Genomic DNA, 19,711 nt, shown 5'->3' on the forward strand with positions numbered 1-19,711 from the left:
CGGCCCACTCAAGCGGTCACACGCCCGAGACGGACACGTCGTCCATCCCCAGGCGTCCGATCGCCGGCAGGCGCAGTCCGGGACGGTTCAGGTCGATGCCGAAATTGAGACCGAGGATATTGAACTCGATCCCCTCCTCCAGTCCGACCGTCAGCCCCAGCAGGCCGAGCAGGGACACCTGGACACCCGCGCCCGACGGGGACAGGCCTAGCGGCTGGCTGACCGGACGATAATCCTTGCCGATCGCATTTGCCGGCATGTCGAGCGCAAGCGCCGGAACCTCCCGTCCGATATGGGCCAGGAAGGTATTGCTGTTGGGGCCGGGATAGCTGCGGTACTCGTTCACGTACGGGTAGCGCCCGATCGCGGCTTCGATGTCGTCGATCATGGACTGCGCGGACTCGCCGCGGTGATCCACGAGCACCGCCGGCATCGCGCCGTACCAGAGCCCATCGGCAATCGCGTGGTTGCGACGCACGACATTCTTGCCGCCCCAGCCGACGACCTCGTAGCGCGTGTAGGCGGTCTCGCCGCTGCGCTTGTAGATGATCCACGGATGCACGGCGAAATACCCCCGCCAGCCGTAGGTCGGCGCCGCATACACCTGCACGATCGCCTGTCCCGCGTGAGCGACCGGATCGGGCGCGATGCCTGCCGAATGGCGTGGCGCCGTGCGCCAGCTGCGCTCGCCGGCAGAGACCGACGCGCGCGGGTCGTCGGCCAGGCTCAGGCCGAAGGACAAGGTCAGCATCGCGGCAAAGCCGAGCGCAAGCAGGTTCGAGCGTTTCATGGGACAGCCAGCGAGAGTGAGCAACCCGGGTCAGAACCGACTTGCGCCAGCGAGTTCATCACAGGACGCATCCGGGCCGCTCAAATAACCAATGGATCTATGGACCTTCCTCAACCCCTATTCTGCCTGTTGGCGTCTCACCGTATCCTGCGCCTCCACGATTTCAAGGGGCGCCGACAAGCCCCGGCGGCCCCCGGACGGGGGTTACCCCTGCACGACCGAACGGAGAATACGCCATGCTCAACAAGCTCCTGCTCTCGCTGACGATCGCCGCTGGCGGTCTTTCACTGGCCCTGCCGGTGTCTGCGAACACCCTTCCTGCGCCGGGTGCCGCCCAGGCGCAACCCGCCGTGGCCCTCCTCGCGCCGCTGCTTGCGCCCGCCGACCTGCAGCCGCTGCTGGGTCAGCCGGACGTGCGCATCCTCGATATCCGCACTGACAAGGACTACGCCCAGGGCCACATCCCCGGCGCGATCAACACGCCCTACGGCAAGTTCCGTGGGCCGAAGGACAACGCCGGCCAGCTCGTGCCCGAAGCCGCGCTCACCGAAGTGCTACGCAAGGCCGGCATCGACCGGAACACCCACGTGATCGTGGTGCATGGCGGCGCCGATCACACCGACTTCGGCGCGGCGGCCCGTGTGTACTGGACGCTGAAGGTCGGCGGGCTGACCCGCCTGTCCATCCTCGACGGCGGCACCAAGCTGTGGCAAAGCCGCGGCGGCGCCCTCGACAAGGCGGTGCCGACGGTCGCGCCCAGCCAGTTCACCTATCGCTATGACGAGGCCCAGGTCGTGACCAGCGAGGAGCTGGCGACGGCCGTGCAATCGTCTTCGGCGCCGCTGCTGGTCGACGCCCGCCCGCCCCGCTTCTATGCCGGCGAGGCCCGTGTCGATGCGGCGGCCCGCTACGGCACCCTGCCCGGCGCGCAGTCCTTCGACAACGCCCAGTTCTTCGTCAAGGGCGGCACGACGCTGAAGCCGGCGGCGGAGCTGAAGTCGCTGGTCGCGCAGTCCGGCGCGGCGGCTGGCCCGGCCGTGTCCTTCTGCAACACCGGCCACTGGGCGGCCACCAACTGGTTCGTGATGTCCGAGATCGCCGGCAACACCGCGGTGAAGCTCTACCCGGCGTCGATGGTCGAGTGGAGCAAGGCCGAGCTGCCGATGCAGAACCAGCCCTCGCGCGTCGCCGCGCTGGTGCAGGACATCAAGCGCGCCTTCGAGTAAGCCACGGGTCGGGACGGTTCCAATGCGCTGGTTTACCCGTTTGTTCCTCGTCGTCGGCGGACTGGCCGGCGTGCTGGCGGTGATGCTCGCCGCCGGCGTGCGCCAGGGCCTGCTGGCGCTGCTCGGCATCGGCTTCGGCGCCGTGCTGCAGGGCGCGCGCTTCGGCTTCACCACCGGCTGGCGTGACTTCATCGAGCGTCGCGACCCGCAGGGCCTGTGGGCGCAGATGCTGCTGATGGTGCTTGCCGCTGCAGTCAGTCTGCCGCTGATCGCCGGCAGCGGAGGCGAGCTGGTCGGTGCGGTGGCGCCGCTGACGATCAGCCTGGTGCTGGGCGCCTTCCTGTTCGGCGCGGCGATGCAGCTGGCCGACGGTTGCGGTTCGGGCACGCTGTACAAGGCCGGTGCGGGCGCACCGCTGTCCTTCGCCGTGCTGCCGACCTTCGCCCTCGGCAGCTTCGTCGGCGCCTCGCACCAGCCGGGCTGGATCGCGCTCGGCGGCCTGCCGGCAGTCGACCTGCTGGCCTTCGGCTGGCCGGTCGCGCTGGCGATCACGGTCCTCGCCTGCGGCCTGGTGGCCTGGCTGGCCGGCCGCGCGGCACAGCGCACTCCCGCCTCGCCGCAGGCGGCTGCCATGCAGTCGGTCCGCACCGCCACGGCGAGCTTCGTGGCCGCTCCGGTCGCCGCAGCACCGCGCGCGGCGGCGGGCTGGTCCCGGCGCTGGTGGCTGGGTGCGCTGCTGCTGGCGGCCCTGTACGGCCTGCACCTGATCGTCGCCGGGCAGCCCTGGGGCATCGTCTACGGCATCGGCGTGTGGGGCGCGAAGATCGCCACCGCGCTGGGCTGGAGTGCCGTCGGCGATCCTTTCTGGGGCGTCGATCCGCACGCTGTACGCCTGGCGGAACCGCTGCTGGCGGACGTGACTTCGGTGACCAACCTCGGTCTGATCTACGGTGCCCTGGCCGCCTCGCGCTGGAACGGCCCGGCCGACTTCAAGGTCCCGTCCTCGCGCCGCCTGATTGCCGCCTGCATCGCTGGCCTGGTGATGGGCTACAGCTCGCGCATGGCCTTCGGCTGCAACGTCGGCGCCTACCTCGGCGGCATCGCGTCGGCCAGCCTGCATGGCTGGGTGTGGTTCGCGCTCGCGTTCGCGGGCTCGATGCTCGGCGTGCGCATTCGCCAGCGAATCGGCGGCTGAGGAGACGACATGGACAACAAGAAGCTCTTCCGCCTCGCCACCGCCGTGTTCTGGCTGTTCGTACTGGCCCTGGTGGCGATGGACACCGCCAGCACCGGCGGCGTGCGTGTGGAACCGCCCCCGATCGCGCTCGGCAGCGGCCAGGCGGCTTCCGGCGGGCACTGCTCGGGACGCTGATCCCGCCTGCGTCGGCATGCCATCCGGCTTCGCCGACGCTGCACCCGACGCAGGATCCTGCTTGAACCTGCAATGGAAGTCGCGTGATACTCCGCATTGTGCGGCGCAACAATCCGGCCGGCGCGGCCCGTGCCGGCCGCCCCTGCGACGCACTTGAATGCGGAGGATCCTGCGATGCCGAAACTGCCATGGCCCAGGCGCAGCAGCCCGCCCCACCCCCTGCTCAGCCTCGCGCTGCAGGGCGGCGGCGCGCATGGCGCCTACACATGGGGCGTGCTCGACCGCCTGCTCGAAGCCGGGCTGGACCTCGAGGGCATCAGCGGCACCAGCGCCGGTGCGATGAACGCCGTTGCCCTCGCCCAGGGCTGGACCGAGGGCGGTGCAGAAGGCGCGCGCGCAGCCCTGGCCCGCTTCTGGCAGGCGGTGGGCGACAGCGTGCCCTTCCATCTCGAGTTGCTGCACACGCTCAATCCGGCCAACGACGGCGCCCTGCCCGCACCGATGAACATGCTGGTCGGCCTCACGCGCATGTTCTCGCCCTACCAGTTCAATCCCTTCGAGCTCAATCCGCTGCGTGACGTCGTCCGTGCCCAGTTCGACTTCGAGCGCCTGCGGCGCGACTGTCCGCTGAAGCTGTTCATCGCTGCCACCGCGGTGCGCACGGGCAAGGTGCGCCTGTTCCACACCGCCGAGCTCAGCGAGGCCGCGCTGCTGGCGTCGGCCTGCCTGCCGACACTGCACCACGCGGTGGAGATCGACGGCGAGTTCTACTGGGACGGCGGCTTCACCGCCAACCCGGCGATCTACCCGCTGCTGTACGAGTGCGACACACCCGACATCCTGATGGTGCTGCTGAACCCGCTGCAGCGCGACAACGCACCGCGCAGTGCCGACGACATCGCCGCGCGCAGCATGGAGCTGGGCTTCTCCACTACCTTCCTGCGCGAGATGCGCATGATCGCGCACGCCCGGCACCATATCCGCGAGACGTCCTCGTTCTGGCCGCTGGGGCGCTTCGAGCGCAAGCTGCTGCGCCAGCGCTTCCATCTGATCGAGGCGCGCGAGCTCGGGGAGGTGCACGGCGCCAGCAAGCTCAACGCCACCAGTACCTTCCTCGGCCAGTTGCACGAATTCGGCCGCGCCGCGGCCGATGCCTGGCTGGGCCGGCACCGCAGCGCCGTCGGCCAGCGCGAGACCGTCGATGTCGCGGGCTTGTTCCTGTAGGCGCGGCCGGCTCAGTCGCCCTTGGCCGCGATGAGGCCGCCACCGTCCAGCAGACGTGCGAAGTCGGCCTCCGGCAGCGGGCGCGAGAACAGGTATCCCTGGAACTCGTCGCAGCCCTGGAAGCGCAGGAAATCGAACTGCGCCGGGTTCTCGACGCCTTCCGCGACCACCGTCTTGCGCAGGCTCTGACCCAGCGAGATCACTGCGCGCGCAATCATCGCCATCTCGTCCTGCTGCTCGATGCCGACGACCAGCGAGCGGTCGATCTTGATGGTGTCGAGCGGGAAACGGCGCAGGTAGCTGAGCGACGAATAGCCGGTGCCGAAATCATCCATCGCCAGGCTCAGGCCAAGCGCCTTGAACGCGCGGAAGATGCTGACGGCCAGCTCGTCGTCGCCGAGGAAGACCGTTTCCGTCACCTCGAGCTCGACCTGCGACGCCGGCAGCCCCGCGTCGCACAACAGGCCGGATACATGGGCGACGATGTCCTGGCTCAGGAAAAGGCGCGGCGACAGGTTCACCGCCAGACGCAGCGGCTGGTCGCGGCCCTGGTTCCAGCGCCGTGCGGCCGCGAAGGCGCGACGCAGGATGCAGGTCGTCAGCGGCAGGATCAGCCCGCATTCCTCGGCGATCGGGATGAAGCGGTCCGGCCGGATGTCGCCCAGTGCGGGATGGAACCAGCGCGCCAGCGCCTCCATGCCCACGATGCGGCGGCGGTGGTCGAGCTTGGGCTGGTAGTGCACCTCGAACTCGTCGCGCTCGATCGCGACCCGCATCGCCGCCTCCAGCGTCAGGCGTTCCTCGGCGACGTTGTTGAGGGCGCGCGTGAAGAACTGGAAGTTGTTGCGGCCGCGGCTCTTGGCCGCGTACATGGCCACGTCGGCGTGCTTGAGCAGGCTGTCGGCATCGTCGCCGTCGTCCGGGTACATCGCCACGCCCAGGCTCGCCCCCGCCTGCAGCTCGCGCCCGGCGAGCGCGGCCGGACGGCCGATGTCCTGCAGCACACGCTCGAGGGTCGAAATCACGCTGCCCAGATGCTCATGGTCGTTCAGCACCAGCACGAACTCGTCGCCGCCCAGCCGCCCCACGGTGTCCGAGCTGCGGATGCTGGCATTGAGCCGGCCCGCGATCTCGACCAGCAGCTCGTCGCCGGTCGCGTGGCCGAGGCTGTCGTTGATGAACTTGAAGCCGTCGAGGTCGATGAACACCAGCGCCAGCATGCAGCCGCGCCGCGCCGCGCGGGCGATGCCCTGTTCGATGCGGTCGCGCAGCAGGTTGCGGTTGGGCAGCCCGGTGAGCTGGTCGTGGTTGGCCTGGCGCTCGAGCTGGGCCTCGTAGTTGCGCCGCTCGGAGATGTCCTGCACCGTGCCCTCGTAGCAGATCAGACGGCCGTCGCTGCCGCGCACGATGTGCGCGTTCTCCGATATCCAGATGCGCGAGCCGTCGCGGCGATAGACCTCGGACTCGAAGTTGCGCACTTCGCCGTGCGTCTCCATCAGCCGGCGGAAAGCAGCCCGCCGGCCGGGCTCGACATACAGCCGGCGGTCGAGCTCGGACAGGTCGGCGATCAGCTCGGCCGGGCTCGCATAGCCGTAGAGCCTCGCCAGCGCCGGGTTGGCCGCCAGGTAGCGCCCTTCCGGCGTGGTCTGGAAGATGCCCTCGGACGCGTGTTCGAAGATGTGGCGGTAGCGCAGTTCGGCATGCTCGAGCGCGGCCACCATCGCGCGATGTTCGGTGATGTCCTCGACGAAGCCCTCGATCACGATGCGGCCGCTCTCGTCCGGCACCGGGATGCCACGCTCGAGCACCCACTTGGTGTCGCCCTCTCGCGTACGGATGCGGTATTCCACGGCAAAGCGCCGGGCACTGCGCACCGCGGCCTCGATTTCGCCACGCACCCGCTGGCGGTCGCACGGATCGGTAACGGCCTCCCAGGACAAGGCGTTCGCCCCCACCAGCACGTCGGCCGGATAGCCGGTCAGGGCGCGGCAGCCCTGGCTGACGAAGACCATCGTCCAGTCGCGGTCGAGGTGACAGCGATAGGCCATGCCATCGAGGTTGTTGATCAGCGTGTCGAGAACGCGGGCGCGGTCGACACGGGTGCTGGCGAGCAGGCTGGTGCGCAGGCGCGGAATCGATCGGGCGGACAGCATGGGCGGGGCGAGTAAGGGCGACCGAGGGACAACGCAAAATCCGTGCCGCTGGCAGGCGCCCCGCGCGCCGGGCCGCGGCTGCGCGCACAAGGGTGCCGCCGCACCAGCGCAAGGCGGACGGCCCGGGCGCCGGCGTCAAATTGGTGCATCCGCACCGCAACGACGCCAACGCAAGAGCGGCGGAGCCCGGCCGCGTCGCGCCCCGCCGTCTTCGCGCGCTCAGCCCGGCGGCAGGAAGGCCGCAAAGGCCGCCGGCAGCGGCGCGTTCTCCAGGCTACGCTGGGTGAACAGGAAGCGGCCATCGCAGACGAAGCCGAGGTCGGCCCAATCGACCGCGTTGAGCGCATCGCGCAAGGCTTCGACATCCACATCGGGCCGACGCGGAAACACCGCCATCACCGCGCCGTCGTAGTCGGTGCAGTCGTGGACGAAGAAGGGCCGCGCCGCGCGCGTCTTGCCATTCACATACACCCGCGGCTGCGCGCTGCGGTAGTGCATGCGGCCCCACATCCACCAGTTCGACTCGTCGAAGCGCGTCACCTTGCGCTGCAGGAGGCGCGCCTTGTGCGGCTGCAGCACGGCCGGCGGCGGCTCGCCCGGCTCGAGCCAGATCATGCGCCGGGTCCGGCCGGTGCTGACGGTCGACGAGCACACGAAATCGCGGTTGCCGTGCACAGCGTCGGCGTACAGGTCGTCCGCGCCGGACACCGCGCCCACCTTCACGAAGGCCACGTCCGACAGGCGCAGCGGATAGTCGCCGCGCGCGAACATCAGGTGGCCGGCGCATTCGAGGAAGTGGCGGGCTTCCCACGCCGGGACGGCCAGCGCGGCCTCGAGCGCGTTCTCGACGCCGATCTCGCAGTAGCGCATCGCGCGTTCGCTGCGGCCCTTCTCGAAGCGCCAGATCAGGCAGTTGGGCACGGCATCGGGGAACACCCGCGCATCGCCCAGCTCGATCGCATCGGTTATGCTGCCCGCCTCCGCCAGCAGGCGGTTGAGTCTGACCGCGGAGGTCGCCTTGAGGAAGTCGCGCGGCGTGATGAAGATCAGTTCGCCGCCCGGCCTGAGGTGACGCAGGCATTTCTCGATGAAGAACAGGTACAGGTTCGAGCGTCCGTCCAGGCAACGCCCGTGGCGCCCCTGCGCGATCAGTTCGCGCGTCGCCGCCGGAATGTCCTGGAAGCGGACGTAGGGCGGATTGCCGATGATGGTGTCGAACTGCTCGCGCTCCGGGTAGGCGAAGAAATCGAGCACCTGGGCACCGGGCGGGCAGTGGTCGGCATCCAGTTCGAGCCCCACCGCATCGGGCAGGTGGCGCAGGAAAGCCCCGTCACCGCAGGACGGCTCGAGCACGCGGCCGCTGTTGCGGCGCAGGGCCAGCATCGCGCGCACGACCGGCTCGGGGGTGAACACCTGGCCGAGCGCGGCGACGTCTCGCAGGCCGAGCGCGAGCTGGGCGGCAGGGAGCGGTGTGGTAGTTGGCATGGGCCGCGATGTTACCAAGCCAAGAGGGGCCGGAGCGCACAACATGCGGGCCATCGTGGCGGCCGGCCGGACAGGCCATCGCAGGCCCTGCCGCAGCTGCCTATACTGCAGGGCGGGAGACGCGGCATGCACCGGCGCTCCCTCTGGTCACATCCCCCACGCCCACCACCGAGGAACCCGCATGTCTCACTGGTACCCCGACAACGCCGAGTCCATCGGCCACACCCCGCTGGTCCGCCTCAACCGCGTGCTCGACGGCGCACCGGCGACCGTGCTCGCCAAGATCGAGGGCCGCAACCCCGCCTTCTCGGTCAAGTGCCGCATCGGCACCTCGATGGTGAAGGACGCCGAGGCGCACGGCCGCCTCGGGCCGGGCAAGGAAATCGTCGAGCCCACCAGCGGCAACACCGGCATCGCGCTCGCCTTCGTCTGCGCCGCGCGCGGCATCCCGCTGACCCTGACCATGCCCGAAACGATGAGCATCGAGCGTCGCAAGCTGCTGGTCGCCTACGGCGCGAAGCTGGTGCTGACCGAGGGCGCCAAGGGCATGAGCGGGGCGATCGCCAAGGCGAAGGAGATCGTCGACAGCGACCCCGGCCGCTACGTGCTGCTGCAGCAGTTCGAGAACCCCGACAACCCGGCGATCCACGAGACCACCACGGGCCCCGAGATCTGGAACGACACCGACGGCGGCATCGACATCCTGGTCTCCGGCGTCGGCACCGGCGGCACCATCACCGGCATCTCGCGCTACATCAAGCGCGTACGCGGCAAGGACATCCAGTCGGTGGCGGTCGAGCCCGCCGCCAGCCCGGTCCTGACCCAGCACCTCGCCGGCCAGCCGCTCGCCCCGGCGCCGCACAAGATCCAGGGCATCGGCGCAGGCTTCGTGCCGAAGGTGCTCGACCTGTCGCTGGTCGACGCCGTGGAGCAGGTGAGCAACGAGGACGCGGTGCTGTATGCCCGCCGCCTGGCGCGCGAGGAAGGCATCCTCGCCGGCATCTCCTGCGGTGCGGCAACGGCGGTGGCGGTGCGCCTCGCCCAACGGCCGGAGAACGCCGGCAAGACCATCGTGGTGATCCTGCCGGACTCGGGCGAGCGCTACCTGAGTTCGATCCTGTTCGAAGGAATGTTCGACGAGAAGGGCATGGCGGTTTGAGCGCCCTCAGCGCCACATGTCCCGCATCTTCGCCGCGAGATCGATCGCCGCCTGGCGCGAGGCGGGCGAGCCCTGCAGTTCGGGCGGCGGAGGCGGCCAGCTGATCTGCTCGAAGTGCCCGAGCAGGCGGTTGGGAATGAAGCGGGTGCGTCCGGCATACACGTGGCGGTCGCCCATGCCCATCTGCTGAGTGACGTAGAAACGCTGCGGCACGATCAGGTCGAGGCTGTCCTTGGCGCGCGTCATCGCCACGTACAGCAGGCGGCGCTCCTCCTCGATCTCGGCGCTGTTGCGGGTGGCGACGTCGGACGGGATGCAGCCGTCGACCACGTTCAGCACGCTCACCGCGTTCCATTCCTGACCCTTGGACGAATGCATCGTCGACAGGATCAGGTAGTCCTCGTCGAGCAGCGGCATGCCGGCCTCGCCACTGGTGGCGCTGGGCGGGTCGAGGGTGAGCTCGGTGAGGAAGCGCTGCCGGCTCGGGCTGGTGGCGGCGATGCGGGCGAGCTGCTGGACGTCGAGCACGCGCACCGCGAAGTCGTCGTACAGGCGCGGCATCTGCGCCTCGTACCAGCGGCAGGCGAGCTCGAAATCCGCCGGCCACTGCGGACGTTCGGCCAGGCGCTCGACCAGCGCGGCGAATTCCTGCCAGCCCGCGCGCGCGGCGTCCGGCACCGGCTGCTCGGCGAGCAGCGCGCAGCCCTCGGGTGCGGCGCATACGTTGTCGAGCACGCGGCCGGCGGTCTTGGGCCCGACGCCGGCGAGCAGCTGAATGGCGCGGAAACCGGAGATGCGGTCGCGCGGGTTCTCTGCCCAGCGCAGCACGGCGAGCACGTCCTTGACGTGGGCCGCCTCGAGGAACTTGAGTCCGCCGAACTTCACGAAGGGAATGTTGCGGCGGGTGAGCTCCATCTCCAGCCGCGCGCTGTGCGCCGAGGCGCGGAACAGCACGGCCTGCTGCTTGAGCCTGAGCCCGTCTTCGCGCCGCGCCAGCACGGTGTCGACGACGAAGGCAGCCTGGTCGGCGTCGTCCTTGACCGACACCAGGCGCGGACGCTGGGAGGATTCACGCTCGGACCACAGGTTCTTGGTGAAGCGCTCGGCGGCGAGCGCGATCACCGCATTGGCGGCTTCCAGGATCGGCTTCGTGGAGCGGTAGTTCTGCTCCAGCGTCACCACCTGCGCGGGTGGCTCGAAGGCAGCGGGAAAATCGAGGATGTTGCGCACGGTGGCGCCGCGGAAGGCGTAGATCGACTGTGCGTCATCTCCGACCACGGTCAGGCCGCGGCCATCGGGCTTCATCGCGAGCAGGATCGACGCCTGCAGCTGGTTGGTGTCCTGGTATTCGTCGACCAGCACATGGTCGAACAGGCCGCCGATCTCGGCACCGAGCACCGGATCGGCCACCATCTGCGCCCAGTACAGCAGCAGATCGTCGTAATCCAGCACCTGCTGCGCCTGCTTGGCCTCGACGTAGGCGCGGTACAGGCGCTTGAGCTCGTCCTCCCACTCCGTGCACCACGGGAAGCTCGCCTGCAGCACCTCGGCCAGCGGCGCCTGCGTGTTGACCGCCGCCGAGTAGATCGCCAGGCAGGTGCCCTTCTGCGGAAAGCGCTGTTTGGTCGCCGACAGGCCGAGCTCGTGGCGCGCCAGGTTCATCAGGTCGCCGGCGTCCTCGCGGTCGTGGATGGTGAAGCCGGGGTCGAGACCGATGCGGCCGGCGTAGTCGCGCAGCAGGCGCGCACCGATGGCGTGGAAGGTGCCGGACCAGTGCAGCCCGGCCTGCGCCAGCCCGGGCCGGCCGGCGGACATCTGCGTCAGGATGCGCCGTACCCGGCGCCCCATCTCGTCGGCCGCGCGACGCGAGAAGGTGAGCAGCAGGATGCGGCCGGGATCGGCGCCGTGCGCGATCAGGTGCGCGACGCGGTGCGCCAGCGTGTTGGTCTTGCCCGAACCGGCGCCTGCGATGACCAGCAGCGGCGCGCCGGGCGTCGCGCGGTCGCCCACGCCCTGCACCACCGCCGCGCGCTGCGCCGGGTTCAGCTGCGCGAGCGGATCCGCCGCCCCGGCGGTCGTCGTGGCAGCGGTGTCAACAGGGGCATGGGCGGTCGGCATGGCTGTAATTATATTCAGCCTGACGGCGCCGCGATAGCGCCCTTCCCGAGCGCCCGGCCGACCGTCCCGTGATCAGTCGCCGCCGCGTGTTCAGGCCGCTTCGCGCAGTGGCATGGTGCGCGCGACGTACTGGCGCGTCAGCGGGCTGTGCGGCCGCGAGCCGAGGCGCTCGGCACACAGCGCACGCGCCAGCGCGACGCGCTCGCCACGCAGCGCGGCCTCGAGCAGCGTAAGGTCGAGCACGCTGCGTTGGGCGTTGCTGCCGCCGAAGCGATGCGCGATCTCGCGCACGTCACGGATGCGGCGCACGCAATCCCCGTAGCGCCCAGCGCCGAAGTCCCGCAACGCCAGCGTCAGCGGATGGCCGACATCTCGCGTGAAGGCGACGTTGTCGTCCTGCCCGGCCATGGCGCTGCGCTGGGCCTCGATCACCGCCTCCACCGCATCGAAGCGCCGCGCACCGACGAAGGCCATCACCGCATGCACGTCGTTGAAGGCATAGCTGCCCACCGTCGCCAGCGGCCACCAGTCGTCGGCGAGGCTCTCCCAGCGCACACCGACGTCGATGCCGCGCAGATGCAACCGCCACAGCATGGCCGACGCGTCGATCAGGTTCAGCACCTCGGTCGATCGCGCGCCGCGGATCGGGCCATCGTAGAGTTGCAGCACTTCATCGATCTCGCCGAGTTCGAGGTGATATAGCGCCAGGTGCCACCAGTTGTGCACATGGAAGAAGCTGTCGGCCGACCAGGCCTCTGTGTCCTGCCGCAGCCAGGCGATGCCGTCGCGCTCGCGGCCCTGCATCTCCATCACATGGGCAACCGCATGCCAGGCCCAGCCGTCGCGGCGCTCGAGTTCGACCGCCGCCCGGCCCTCAACCTCCGCACGCGCATAATCGGCGCATTCCTCCAGACCGAAGGCGTGCATGCCAAGCAAGACGTGGTAGCCGGGCATGTCCCGCGACCACTCGGGCAGCGCACGCGCAATGCGGTCGCGCAGCATGCGCGCGTTGCCGACGTAGAAGTCCACCAGGTGACCGGCCTGCAGCGCAAGCAGGTCACGCGGGTGGTCGATGGCGACGTCCTCCAGCACGCGACCGGCGTGATGCCAGTGGCCATTGACGATGGCGTCGACCGCCTCGGCGTGAGCACGCTCGCGCTCATTGGCGGGCAGCTGGCGCGCGGCGTCCACCTCGGCCCGAGCGACGGCGATGCCGGCCGGCTCGGTGCCCAGCAGATGCAGGTAGGCACGCAGCAGGCGCGCCATGACGAAATCGGGGCGCAGCGCGATCGCCACGTCGATGTCGGCCACCGGGTCGCCCACATAACACTGTAGCCCCCGCAAGGCGCGGCGGTAGTGGCCCAGGCTCTCGGTATCGGCGCCGGTGCAGGCAAGACCCAGTTCGTCGTGGATGCTCATCTCGTATCTCCTTTGGGGTTGGGGGTGGCGCCTCTTGTGTCCCGCCCGAATGAGCCCGGCCAGGATGGGCGCGCGGTGCTAAGTTAAGTCCACGAGGATCCGCCCGATATGTCCGGAACGCCGGAAGTCTTGACCGCGCCGCCGGACATCGGCCGAGAAGGAAGAAACATGGATGCGCTATCCGACGTCTTCGCCGCGGTGAGGCTGTCAGGCGGCGTCTTTCTGGACGCCGAGTTCACCGCGCCGTGGTGCGTCGATTCGAAGGTCGGGCCGGAGGAGTTTCCCGATGGCGAAGTGCCGGCCCATCTGATCGCCTACCACTATGTCGTTGCCGGGCAGATGTTCGTGCAGCCGCACGGCGACGCGGCGGTCCGGGTAGGCGCCGGCGAGATCGTGCTGCTGCCGCGCAACGACACGCACCGGCTGTGCAGTGCCCCCGATCTGCCGCCGACGCCGATCGACGACCGCCTCGAAGCCCCCGGCGCGGCAACGCCCGCCCTGCTGCGGCTCGGCGGAGGTGGCGACGCGACGCGCATCGTGTGCGGCTATCTGGGCTGCGAGGCACCGCACAATCCGCTCGTCGCCACGCTGCCGGCGGTCCTGCGGCTCGAAGTGCGCGACAGCACAGGCGGAGCGTGGATCGAAAGCGCCTTCCGCCGGGCGGCGGAAGAGTTCGCCGCGGGCGGCGTGGGCTCGGCCGCCGTGCTCGGCAAGCTGGCCGAACTGCTCTTCGTCGAGGCTGTGCGGCGCTACCTGTCGAGCCTGCCGGCAAGCCACACCGGCTGGCTGGCCGGTCTGCAGGACCGCATGGTGGGCCGCGCGCTGGCACTGCTGCACCGTCGCGTCGCCCACCCGTGGACGACCGAGGAACTCGCACGCGAAGTCGGCCTGTCGCGCTCGGCCTTCGCCGAACGCTTCACCAGCGTGCTCGGCACGCCGCCCATGCACTACCTGGCGAGCTGGCGCCTGCAACTCGCGGCACAACGCCTGCGCGACAGCCCGACGGCGACTGCGCAGATCGCCTTCGAGGTGGGCTATGAGTCCGACGCCGCCTTCAGCCGCGCCTTCAAGCGCGCCTTCGGCATGACACCGGCCGCCTGGCGGCACCAGAGCCGTCGCGGCTGACGATCACGCCCGAAGCGGCCTGCGAGTCAGCCGGCGAAGGCCCGGTCCCCGGCCGGCGGACTGCCCGACACGCGGTCGCGCCCGGCGCGCTTCGAGGCATACATCCACGCATCAGCCTCGCGGATCAGCTCCTCGAGGTCGTCGTGCCCGCGCCATTCGGCGACGCCGACGCTCGCCGACACCCCAAGGCGCTCGCCGCCGAGCGAGAGGTCGATCGACCGCACGCTGTCGAGCAGACGCTCGGCCATCGCCCATGCTTGCTGACCGCTGGTCTCGGGCATCAGCACGATGAACTCCTCGCCGCCCCAACGCGCCGCAATGTCCCCGGCACGGCAGTCACGCTCGATCGCCCGCGCCGCCGCCACCAGCACCGCGTCGCCGATCGAATGGCCGTGGCTGTCGTTGATGCGCTTGAAGTGATCCAGATCGAGCACGATGACCGACAGCGGACGCCCGTGGCGCCGCGCCGTGCTCCACACCGGTGCGGCCTGCTCGGCAAAGGCGCGCCGGTTGCGCAGGCCGGTGAGCGGATCGAGTGCCGCCAGATGCTCCGCCTGCAACTGCTGCACCCGGATCCGCCGCATCCGGTCGGCCAGAGCAAGTGCGAGGATGGTGCCATCGACGGCGAAGCCGAACTCCGCCGCATGGAAGGTGAGTTCGGTGAAGGGCAGCCCCCGCCATACGGCCATTGCGGTCACCGAGGCGCCGACCATGCCCGACACCGCGCCGGCCAGGAAGTAGGGGGCACCGTCCTGGCGCGCACGCAAACCGACGACGCCGATCAGGCACATCAGCACCGAGAACACCTGCACCACGACGAAGGCCGTGAACACGGCTGCCGACTGCAGGCCGAACAGGGTGCAGGCGCCGATCGCCAGCAGCGCGGCCAGGCAGAAGCCCCGCACGCCCCAGACGGCACGCGGCGCGATCTGCTCCAGACGCAGGAACCCGCTGGCGAAGCGCAAGCCCATGCAGGCGAGCACCACCATCAGCACGAGGATCACGTACTGCTGGAAACCGGCCTGCCCCGGCCACAGCCGCGCGATTCCGTGCCCGGAGTAGGCAAGGCTGAGCAGCAGGAAGGTGCCCACATAGAGCACGTAGTCCAGATGGCTGCGATGGCGCAGGCCGATGAAGATCATCGCGTTGTAGGCGATCAGCGCCAGCAGGAAGCCGTACAGCAGACCGAAGCCGTAGTCGTGCCGGCGCTGGAGTTCGATCGCCTCGTCAAGGGGCAGCAGGCGCAGCGGCATCACGAGCGGATCGGCAGTCTGGGCACGGATCAGCACGTCGCTGCGTCCCGGTGCGAAGCTCAGGTCGAAGGCGAACCCGAGGCTGCCCATTGGCCCGCGCAAGGCGGCATCGCCATCGCCCGCCTGCTGCACCGAGCGGACCTGCCCGTCCTGCAGCACGAACACGTCGAGCCGCTCGACCCATGGCACACCGGTCAGCAACTGGCGCGGAAGGGGTTCGGAACTTGCATGATCGACCGCGAGGTGAATCCACACCGGGCGCGAGCCGATGCCGAACTTGGGCACGCCGGCCGGCAGGTCGCGGAACCGCCCTTCGCGCTGCAGGGCGAGCGCCTGCTCCGCACCAAGCACGGCGCCGTCCTCGAGCAGCACGGCAAGCGCCGGTGCCCGGGCGTCGGCAGCATCGGCGGGCCCCGCCTGCAACAGCGCGACCAGCACCAGGAAGAGCCCGACCAGCAGCAGACGATACGGAACGCCGGAACCGGGTGCGCGAACATGGACATGCACCGTTCCCAGGGTGGGCACGGTGCGCCTGCACGCACCCCTCTTCGGATTCCGCTCGCTTTTCGTCATACCCGCCGCCCAGTCCGCTTCGTTCGCAACCCGGCCGCACCTCCGCGACAATCGGTGGCGGGCGTGTTGTCGAATTCTAGGCGAGCGCGCCGCCGCCTGCACTGGCAATGGAATTCCGCATGCCGCGGAACTATGCTGGAATCGCACCGCTCCCCGCCGGCGGGACTCCCCAGGAGACGATCATGGCCAGACGCGCACTCTGCATCGGCATCAACGACTACCCCGGCACCGGAAGCGACCTCAGCGGCTGCGTCAACGATGCCCGCGACTGGACTGCCGAGTTGCAGGCGCGCGGCTTCGAGGTCACGACCCTGCTCGACGCGCAGGCCACCCGCGCCGCGATGACGGCCGCGATCCAGGCCCTGATCGCCGGCGCGCAGAAAAACGACACCCTCGTCTTCACCTATTCCGGCCACGGCACCTGGGTGGTGGACGAGGACGGCGACGAGCCCGACGGCCGCGACGAAGCCCTGTGCCCGTGGGACATCGACACCAAGGGACCGCTGCTGGACGACGAGATCCGCGCCCTGTTCGACAGCCGCGGCGCCGGCGTGCGCCTGCTGCTGATCTCCGACAGCTGCCACTCGGGCTCGGTAACGCGCGGCGACGACAGCGACCTCGACCCCGGCGGCCCGCGCGCCCGCTTCCTGCCGCCCGAGGCCTGGATGAAGGCCGGCGAGCTGCCCGACGCACCGCGTGCGAGCGCATTGACCCTGGTCGGCGGCATGCGCCGCGCCGGCGGCGATCTGCTGCTGGCCGGCTGCCGCGACGAGGAATACAGCTGGGACACGTCCTTCGGCGGGCGGCCCAACGGCGCCTTCACCTTCTATGCGCTGAAGACCCTGCGGGAGAAGAAGCCGCAGACCTACGAGCAGTGGCATGCCGAGCTCCGCAAGTACCTGCCCACCAACCGCCTGCCGCAGGAACCCCAGATCTTCGGCACGCGCAGCGCGCGCAAGATGCGGATCTTCGACTAACTCGGCAACTGGCGCTCAGTTGCCGCGCATCTGGCGCGCCACGAGCGCCGGGTTGTCGCCCTGGTAGGCGGCCTTGATGGCGTCCCAGGCCTCCTCGGCCGTCTCGGCGTAGTGGAACAGGTTCTTGTCCTCCGGACTGATCACGCCGTGCTCGACCAGCACGTCGAAGTCGATCAGGCGCTCCCAGAAGTCACGCCCCACCAGCACGATCGGCCGCCGGCGGATCTTGCGCGTCTGCGTCAGCGTCAGCACCTCGAACAGCTCGTCCAGCGTGCCCAGCCCGCCGGGGAAGCTCACCAGCGCCACCGCGCGCATCAGGAAGTGCATCTTGCGGATGGCGAAGTAGTGGAACTGGAAGCACAGCTCGGGTGTGATGTAGGGGTTGGGCGCCTCCTCGAAGGGCAGGAAGATGCTCATGCCCATGCTGCGGCCACCGGCCTCGAAGGCGCCGCGGTTACCGGCCTCCATGATGCCCGGGCCGCCGCCGGTGGCGACGATCACCGGCTCGCCCAGCGCGTCGGGTTCGCGCGTCACCAGCTCGGCAAAGCGGCGCGCCTCGTCATACCAGCGCGCATTCTTCACCATGCGCTCGGCGTGGCGGATCGCCGCCTCGTCCCGGCTGGCGATCGCGTCCGCCAGCATCGCCTCGGCCACGTCCGGCGCCTTGAAGCGCGCGCTGCCGAACACCACCACGGTGGATTCCACGCCCTGCTCCTGCTGGATCAGCTCGGGCTTCAGCAGTTCGAGCTGCAGGCGCACCGGGCGCAGCTCCTCGCGCAGCAGGAAATCGGTGTCGGTGAAGGCCATGCGGAAGGAACTGCCGGGGCCGTCGTAGCGCCCGTGCGGCTGGACGGCCTTGGCCTCGTCCTGGGCGGAGGGAAAGTTGCGGGCGCGGATGGGGGAGGAGTCGGTCATGCGGGCTGTCCATGCTTGCGGGGGCGCCATGATCGCACCCTGGCATCGCAGTTAGCCAGGGCGGCGCGCGGACGCCTTCAGCCCAGCAGCGCCACCGACTTGATCTGCGCCCACATCCGGCGCCCCGGACGCAGCACCAACTGTTCGCTCGAGCGCCGCGTGATGCGCGCCACCAGCGGCGTGCCACCGGCATCCATCTTCACCAGCACATGCGCCGCGGTATCGGCGCCGACGATCTCGTCGATGACGACCGGCAACAGGTTGACGATGCTGGTGCCCTCGACCTGGTGGTCGGCGAGGCTGACGTCGCGAGCATGGACGCGAAAGCGCAGCATGCGGCCCAGCTCGGCCACTTGGCGCGACACCCAGACCGCGCCGCCCGGAAAGTCCAGCCGGGTGAGGTGGTAGTGGTCGTCGTGCTCCGCCACCCGGCCTTCGACGACCACGCCGGCGTCCTCGGTAAACGCGGTGGGCAGGTCCAGCCGCGCCATCGTCGCGCGCAGCTCGCCGGCTGCCATCACCCGGCCCTCGCCCAGCATCACGACGTGGTCGGCGAGGCGCACCACTTCCTCCGCGGCGTGGCTGACGTAGAGCACCGGGATGTCGAGTTCGTCGTGCAGGCGTTCGAGATAGGGCAGGATCTCCTGCTTGCGGCGGGCATCCAGCGCGGCGAGCGGCTCGTCCATCAACAGGATGCGCGGGCTGGTGAGCAAGGCGCGCGCCATGCCGACACGCTGGCGTTCGCCGCCCGACAGACGGTCGGGCATGCGTTCGAGCAGATGATCGATGCCCAGCAAGGCCGTGGCCTGCGCCAGCGACACCTTGCGCGCCGCAGCCGGGATGCGGCGCAGGCCGAACTCCAGGTTGCGCCGCACCGACAGGTGCGGGAACAGGCTGGCTTCCTGGAACACGTAGCCGAGTTGGCGCCGGTGCGGCGGCACGAAAAGGCCACGCGCCGAATCCTGCCAGCACTCGCCATTGACCGTCAGCACGCCACGCGCAGCCGGCTCCAGCCCGGCGACGCAACGCAGCAGCGTGGTCTTGCCCGAGCCGGAGTGCCCGAACAGCGCGGTGACGCCCCGCCCCGGCAGGTCGAGGTCGACATCGAGCCGAAAGTCCGCAAAGGCGACCTCCAGGCGGATGCGGATGCCCTGCCGGGCACCGGGCGCATCCTGCCGCGGCCCATCGGTCGGCGGCATCCCGCGCAAGTGCAGGTCGTCCGCCATCAGCCCAGCCCTCCGCCCGTCCTGTAGCGCCGCCCGTAAAGGGCGAGCAGCACCAGGAAGCTGAAGGCAAGCATGCCGCCGGCCAGCCAGTGCGCCTCGGCGTACTCCAGCGCCTCGACGTGGTCGTAGATGGCGACCGACACCACGCGCGTCTTGTCCGGGATGTTGCCGCCGATCATCAGCACCACGCCGAACTCGCCCACGGTATGCGCGAAGCCGAGGATGGTCGCGGTGACGAAGCCCGGCCGCGCCAGCGGCAGCGCGACATTGAAGAAGCTGTCCCACGGCCCGGCGCGCAGCGTGGCGGCGACTTCCAGCGGGCGGCGGCCGATGGCCTCGAAGGCGTTATGCACCGGCTGTACGACGAAGGGCAGGGAGTAGATCACCGAGCCCACCACCAGACCGGCGAAGGAAAACGGCAGCAGGCCGATGCCGAGCGCCTCGGTCAGTTGCCCGACCGGCCCGTTCGGTCCCATCGCCAGCAGCAGGTAGAAGCCGATCACGGTCGGCGGCAGCACCAGCGGCAGCGCCACCACCGCGCCGACCACACCCTTCCATTTCGAACGCGTGCGCGCCAGCCACCACGCGATCGGCGTGCCTACCAGCAGCAGGATGACCGTGCTGACGGTGGCAAGCTTGAGCGTGAGCCAGACGGCGGACCAGTCGGCGCTGCTGAGGGAGGACATCGGGTGGCGG

General features: G+C 69.8%; 16 protein-coding genes. 7 read left to right on the top strand and 9 right to left on the bottom strand.

Annotation, left to right across the window (positions count from 1 at the left end; translation table 11 throughout):
* Nucleotides 1-16: 16 nt before the first annotated feature.
* Nucleotides 17-790: a DUF3750 domain-containing protein gene (locus tag CGK74_RS03880; RefSeq protein ID WP_094267177.1), complete on the bottom strand. Its 774-nt coding sequence runs from the start codon at nt 788-790 to the stop codon at nt 17-19.
* A 236-nt stretch (nt 791-1,026) separates the two neighbouring features.
* Here CGK74_RS03880 and CGK74_RS03885 point away from each other — a divergent pair, with 236 nt between their 5' ends.
* The 4 genes from CGK74_RS03885 to CGK74_RS03895 all read left to right on the top strand — a co-directional run bounded on the left by CGK74_RS03885 (nt 1,027) and on the right by CGK74_RS03895 (nt 4,612).
* Nucleotides 1,027-2,016: a sulfurtransferase gene (locus CGK74_RS03885; protein WP_094267178.1), complete on the top strand. Its 990-nt coding sequence runs from the start codon at nt 1,027-1,029 to the stop codon at nt 2,014-2,016.
* Nucleotides 2,017-2,038: 22 nt separating this feature from the next.
* The gene (locus CGK74_RS03890; RefSeq protein WP_094267179.1) at nt 2,039-3,211 is read left to right on the top strand and encodes a YeeE/YedE family protein; all 1,173 of its coding nucleotides are present in this window, start codon (nt 2,039-2,041) and stop codon (nt 3,209-3,211) included.
* Nucleotides 3,212-3,220: 9 nt separating this feature from the next.
* A complete protein-coding gene (locus CGK74_RS18910; RefSeq protein WP_165770036.1) occupies nt 3,221-3,388 on the top strand; it encodes a hypothetical protein in 168 nt (55 codons plus the stop codon).
* A gap of 174 nt (nt 3,389-3,562) precedes the next feature.
* Entirely contained in the window at nt 3,563-4,612 is a 1,050-nt protein-coding gene (locus CGK74_RS03895) for a patatin-like phospholipase family protein (RefSeq protein WP_094267180.1), read from the top strand.
* A gap of 11 nt (nt 4,613-4,623) precedes the next feature.
* Here CGK74_RS03895 and CGK74_RS03900 read toward each other — a convergent pair whose 3' ends face one another.
* Complete coding sequence (locus CGK74_RS03900) at nt 4,624-6,765, bottom strand: putative bifunctional diguanylate cyclase/phosphodiesterase (RefSeq protein WP_094267181.1); 2,142 nt, start codon at nt 6,763-6,765, stop codon at nt 4,624-4,626.
* A 219-nt stretch (nt 6,766-6,984) separates the two neighbouring features.
* A complete protein-coding gene (locus tag CGK74_RS03905; protein ID WP_094267182.1) occupies nt 6,985-8,250 on the bottom strand; it encodes an Eco57I restriction-modification methylase domain-containing protein in 1,266 nt (421 codons plus the stop codon).
* A 181-nt stretch (nt 8,251-8,431) separates the two neighbouring features.
* Here CGK74_RS03905 and cysK point away from each other — a divergent pair, with 181 nt between their 5' ends.
* Nucleotides 8,432-9,409 carry a cysteine synthase A gene (gene cysK / locus CGK74_RS03910; RefSeq protein WP_094267183.1) on the top strand — a complete coding sequence of 326 codons (978 nt, stop codon included), beginning with the start codon at nt 8,432-8,434 and terminating at the stop codon, nt 9,407-9,409.
* A gap of 6 nt (nt 9,410-9,415) precedes the next feature.
* On the opposite strand, the gene CGK74_RS03915 is transcribed toward cysK, so the two are convergent.
* Both CGK74_RS03915 and CGK74_RS03920 read right to left on the bottom strand, forming a co-directional pair.
* Nucleotides 9,416-11,527 (bottom strand): ATP-dependent helicase, encoded by a 2,112-nt coding sequence (locus tag CGK74_RS03915; RefSeq protein ID WP_094267184.1) that lies wholly within the window; start codon nt 11,525-11,527, stop codon nt 9,416-9,418.
* A 90-nt stretch (nt 11,528-11,617) separates the two neighbouring features.
* Nucleotides 11,618-12,946: a tetratricopeptide repeat protein gene (locus CGK74_RS03920; protein ID WP_094267185.1), complete on the bottom strand. Its 1,329-nt coding sequence runs from the start codon at nt 12,944-12,946 to the stop codon at nt 11,618-11,620.
* Nucleotides 12,947-13,114: 168 nt separating this feature from the next.
* Here CGK74_RS03920 and CGK74_RS03925 point away from each other — a divergent pair, with 168 nt between their 5' ends.
* The gene (locus CGK74_RS03925) at nt 13,115-14,071 is read left to right on the top strand and encodes an AraC family transcriptional regulator (protein WP_094267186.1); all 957 of its coding nucleotides are present in this window, start codon (nt 13,115-13,117) and stop codon (nt 14,069-14,071) included.
* Between the two features lie 26 nt (nt 14,072-14,097).
* Here CGK74_RS03925 and CGK74_RS03930 read toward each other — a convergent pair whose 3' ends face one another.
* Nucleotides 14,098-15,849 carry a sensor domain-containing diguanylate cyclase gene (locus CGK74_RS03930; protein WP_240498608.1) on the bottom strand — a complete coding sequence of 584 codons (1,752 nt, stop codon included), beginning with the start codon at nt 15,847-15,849 and terminating at the stop codon, nt 14,098-14,100.
* A gap of 230 nt (nt 15,850-16,079) precedes the next feature.
* On the opposite strand from CGK74_RS03930, the gene CGK74_RS03935 reads away from it, so the two are divergent.
* The gene (locus CGK74_RS03935; RefSeq protein WP_094267440.1) at nt 16,080-16,874 is read left to right on the top strand and encodes a caspase family protein; all 795 of its coding nucleotides are present in this window, start codon (nt 16,080-16,082) and stop codon (nt 16,872-16,874) included.
* A gap of 15 nt (nt 16,875-16,889) precedes the next feature.
* Here CGK74_RS03935 and CGK74_RS03940 read toward each other — a convergent pair whose 3' ends face one another.
* From CGK74_RS03940 to modB, 3 genes are all read right to left on the bottom strand, one after another.
* Complete coding sequence (locus CGK74_RS03940; RefSeq protein ID WP_094267188.1) at nt 16,890-17,789, bottom strand: LOG family protein; 900 nt, start codon at nt 17,787-17,789, stop codon at nt 16,890-16,892.
* 77 nt (nt 17,790-17,866) lie between these two features.
* Entirely contained in the window at nt 17,867-18,988 is a 1,122-nt protein-coding gene (gene modC / locus CGK74_RS03945) for a molybdenum ABC transporter ATP-binding protein (protein ID WP_094267441.1), read from the bottom strand.
* Nucleotides 18,989-19,014: 26 nt separating this feature from the next.
* Entirely contained in the window at nt 19,015-19,701 is a 687-nt protein-coding gene (modB, locus tag CGK74_RS03950; RefSeq protein WP_094267189.1) for a molybdate ABC transporter permease subunit, read from the bottom strand.
* Between the last annotated feature and the right edge of the window lie 10 nt (nt 19,702-19,711).

The sequence above is a fragment of the Thauera propionica genome, from assembly GCF_002245655.1.
Taxonomy (GTDB): Bacteria; Pseudomonadota; Gammaproteobacteria; order Burkholderiales; family Rhodocyclaceae; genus Thauera; species Thauera propionica.

What these genes read in the sequence shown, in the direction of transcription:
- CGK74_RS03880 (WP_094267177.1), bottom strand. Translation starts at nt 790, where the DNA reads ATGAAACGCTCGAACCTGCTTGCGCTCGGCTTTGCCGCGATGCTGACC.
- CGK74_RS03885 (WP_094267178.1), top strand. Translation starts at nt 1,027, where the DNA reads ATGCTCAACAAGCTCCTGCTCTCGCTGACGATCGCCGCTGGCGGTCTT.
- CGK74_RS03890 (WP_094267179.1), top strand. Translation starts at nt 2,039, where the DNA reads ATGCGCTGGTTTACCCGTTTGTTCCTCGTCGTCGGCGGACTGGCCGGC.
- CGK74_RS18910 (WP_165770036.1), top strand. Translation starts at nt 3,221, where the DNA reads ATGGACAACAAGAAGCTCTTCCGCCTCGCCACCGCCGTGTTCTGGCTG.
- CGK74_RS03895 (WP_094267180.1), top strand. Translation starts at nt 3,563, where the DNA reads ATGCCGAAACTGCCATGGCCCAGGCGCAGCAGCCCGCCCCACCCCCTG.
- CGK74_RS03900 (WP_094267181.1), bottom strand. Translation starts at nt 6,765, where the DNA reads ATGCTGTCCGCCCGATCGATTCCGCGCCTGCGCACCAGCCTGCTCGCC.
- CGK74_RS03905 (WP_094267182.1), bottom strand. Translation starts at nt 8,250, where the DNA reads ATGCCAACTACCACACCGCTCCCTGCCGCCCAGCTCGCGCTCGGCCTG.
- cysK (WP_094267183.1), top strand. Translation starts at nt 8,432, where the DNA reads ATGTCTCACTGGTACCCCGACAACGCCGAGTCCATCGGCCACACCCCG.
- CGK74_RS03915 (WP_094267184.1), bottom strand. Translation starts at nt 11,527, where the DNA reads ATGCCGACCGCCCATGCCCCTGTTGACACCGCTGCCACGACGACCGCC.
- CGK74_RS03920 (WP_094267185.1), bottom strand. Translation starts at nt 12,946, where the DNA reads ATGAGCATCCACGACGAACTGGGTCTTGCCTGCACCGGCGCCGATACC.
- CGK74_RS03925 (WP_094267186.1), top strand. Translation starts at nt 13,115, where the DNA reads ATGGATGCGCTATCCGACGTCTTCGCCGCGGTGAGGCTGTCAGGCGGC.
- CGK74_RS03935 (WP_094267440.1), top strand. Translation starts at nt 16,080, where the DNA reads ATGGCCAGACGCGCACTCTGCATCGGCATCAACGACTACCCCGGCACC.
- CGK74_RS03940 (WP_094267188.1), bottom strand. Translation starts at nt 17,789, where the DNA reads ATGACCGACTCCTCCCCCATCCGCGCCCGCAACTTTCCCTCCGCCCAG.
- modC (WP_094267441.1), bottom strand. Translation starts at nt 18,988, where the DNA reads ATGCCGCCGACCGATGGGCCGCGGCAGGATGCGCCCGGTGCCCGGCAG.
- modB (WP_094267189.1), bottom strand. Translation starts at nt 19,701, where the DNA reads ATGTCCTCCCTCAGCAGCGCCGACTGGTCCGCCGTCTGGCTCACGCTC.